At 50.8% G+C, this 2,380-nt stretch carries 2 protein-coding genes; both read left to right on the forward strand.

Annotated elements, in window-relative coordinates:
- The first annotated feature begins 73 nt into the window (after nt 1-73).
- Nucleotides 74-583, forward strand: a complete 510-nt coding sequence (locus tag ABD892_RS11060) for a ricin-type beta-trefoil lectin domain protein (protein ID WP_345195705.1) — start codon at nt 74-76, stop codon at nt 581-583.
- 652 nt (nt 584-1,235) lie between these two features.
- A complete protein-coding gene (locus ABD892_RS11065; RefSeq protein WP_345195706.1) occupies nt 1,236-2,333 on the forward strand; it encodes a hypothetical protein in 1,098 nt (365 codons plus the stop codon).
- Nucleotides 2,334-2,380: the final 47 nt, after the last annotated feature.

The raw sequence follows: 2,380 nt of genomic DNA on the forward strand, positions 1-2,380 counted from the left end.
ATCAGGCTCGCCAATACGTAAGGTGACGGGGGTGTTCAAGTAGACCAGAATCGGTGTTCAAGTAAACCAGAATATGCAGGTGGTCACCCAGGGCAGGAATGCTCATCTTTGGGATGCACAGCAGGACGGCACACAGCGCTGGAAATTCTCCAACCCGCTGATGGATCCCAAGCCCCAGTACCGCAAACTGAAGTTCAGCCAGTACGGCGCCTGCCTGGATCTGGAAGGCCGCAGCACTTCACCGGGTACCCAGGCCCATGCCTGGAGTTGCCATGGTGCGGATTCCCAGTACTGGTACCAGGATGAGCTGGGACGGATTCATTCGGCACTGGATCCTAATATGTGTCTGGATGCCAGCGGCGGAAACACCGGCAAGGGCACCAAGATCATCCTGTGGAACTGTCATTTGGGCACTAACCAGCAGTGGATCTACGATGACCAGCAACGCTTCCTGCTGAAGAAGAACACTGGCAGAGCGCTGGATATCAAGGATCCGCTATATGGTCCCGGCATTAATGGCCATGATGCCCATCTCTGGAGTGCACAGGGGGATGGCACCCAGCGCTGGGAATGGGTCGATTAACGACACGCTTCTGACCAACAAGGCCGGTGATTAAACCGGCCCTGACTAACCCCTGACCAATGATGGCTATCGTCAGTTGTTAACCACGAGACAGCAACATCGACTGTAAAAAACATGTACTGACTGGCTACGTGATGGTTCCCTAATCAAGGTTGGTATGGCATTTTGCAGTGAAAGAGGATTAGAAGTCTTGATACTTCTTAGGTATAAGTGCCTATGATTTTAAAGTGGCAAATGATTATAAAATGTCTGCGAATCGTCAGCTAATGGTAAATAAGAATAATAAATGAATAACTCAATAAAATGGGGTGTAGCTATCAATTAGTTTTCATTGTGAATCAGCACGTCGCTAAAGTGCTTGGCAATAAAATAATAAAAATACAAAAGTAGAACGTTATTTATTCAGATAAGGCTTGCCGTATCTATCTATTAATGTAATTCCATTCCTTCACCAGTACTTGTCAGGTGAGCTGTTTTTCAACGGCTGGGTTTCTGTTTGCCTAAAAAACAGAGCCGTTCCCGGTATTGGTTGTTGTGTGGAGAGTGTGACGGGGACCGACTGTCAGTGAAAGTGAAAAGATGTCTTGCCATTGGGGTGTTAGGGGTATCATTTTTCAGCCAGACGCAGGCGTTTAATTCCGAAGAACATAAATTGATTACAGACCGAGGGATTGCCGAGGTGGAGATTCCCGCATCGGTCGTGTTACCCGCACAGGTACTGTTTGCGAACCAGAATCCGGATGAATACCTGGGCTTCCTGAAAGCAGCCAAGACCCTGGCAACGGGTTTTGATACCAATAACACGAATGATTTTGACAAAAGCAAAGCTGCCGTGCAGGACAACTGCTACTGGTATACCTACATGCAACTGGATTACAACAAAAAGATCCGGATACCGGAAAGAGGGCGGTTGCCGGAAAAAGTGTTTTATGTCCCTGCATATACCGGGAGTCAGGCGGCCCCCTTCTCAATAGGGGAACTCTCGGCGATTTACGGCGATTATAGACGCACCACCCACTGTTCAACCTCGGGCAAATGCTATCTCTCCAACGAGGATATTCAGAATGTGGAGTTTGAGCGGGGCAATGTCTACTACAAGGATTTTTACTGCCCGAAACCGGTCGCGTCAGAGACCTACCTCCGTGCCATTGGTTCCGGTGTGGTGCCCCCCTTCGGCAGCCTGGGCAATAATTCCGCCAACACGGCCAGTAACGATGAATACCAGGAAGCGGGCTGGTGGGGCGATGAAATGCTTCGCATCGCGAACGTCAACGACTGGCATTTTTCCAGTGCCGGTGTCGCCTGGTATACCGGCATGCACCGCCTGGCTTTGCTGAATGCCGCCAAAGCCAAAGACGATCCGAAATATTGGATCACGGCGTTGCACTATGAGGCTAACGCACTGCACAGTCTGGTCGACCTGTTTGCGTTTGGCCATGTGGTGACCAACCGTGGTGAGTCGTCGCACGGCATGATCAAGAATAAATCCCTGCAGAACACCCGCACCTACCAGTGGATGGAAAACGTGATGCGAGTCGGTGGCGGCCAGCGCGCGGCGGACGGCAAGATCACGGTGCAGGGCGAACTGCCCGCCATTGCTGACCTTTCGACGGAACGTTCCGATTTCCTTGAGAGTGACCGGGGCAGCTGGTGGCTGTGGGCGCGTTATGAACAGGTCTATCACGATGCGTTCAATAAATCCGGCGCGGTGGTGAAAAACCTTAAATCCCGCTTAACCTTGGGAATGTGAGCAAGCTGGCCGTACTTTTGGCAACAGAGTACAGTTTTTGCACAAAA

Origin of the sequence: Kistimonas scapharcae, from assembly GCF_039540975.1 — a bacterium.
GTDB lineage: Bacteria > Pseudomonadota > Gammaproteobacteria > Pseudomonadales > Endozoicomonadaceae > Kistimonas > Kistimonas scapharcae.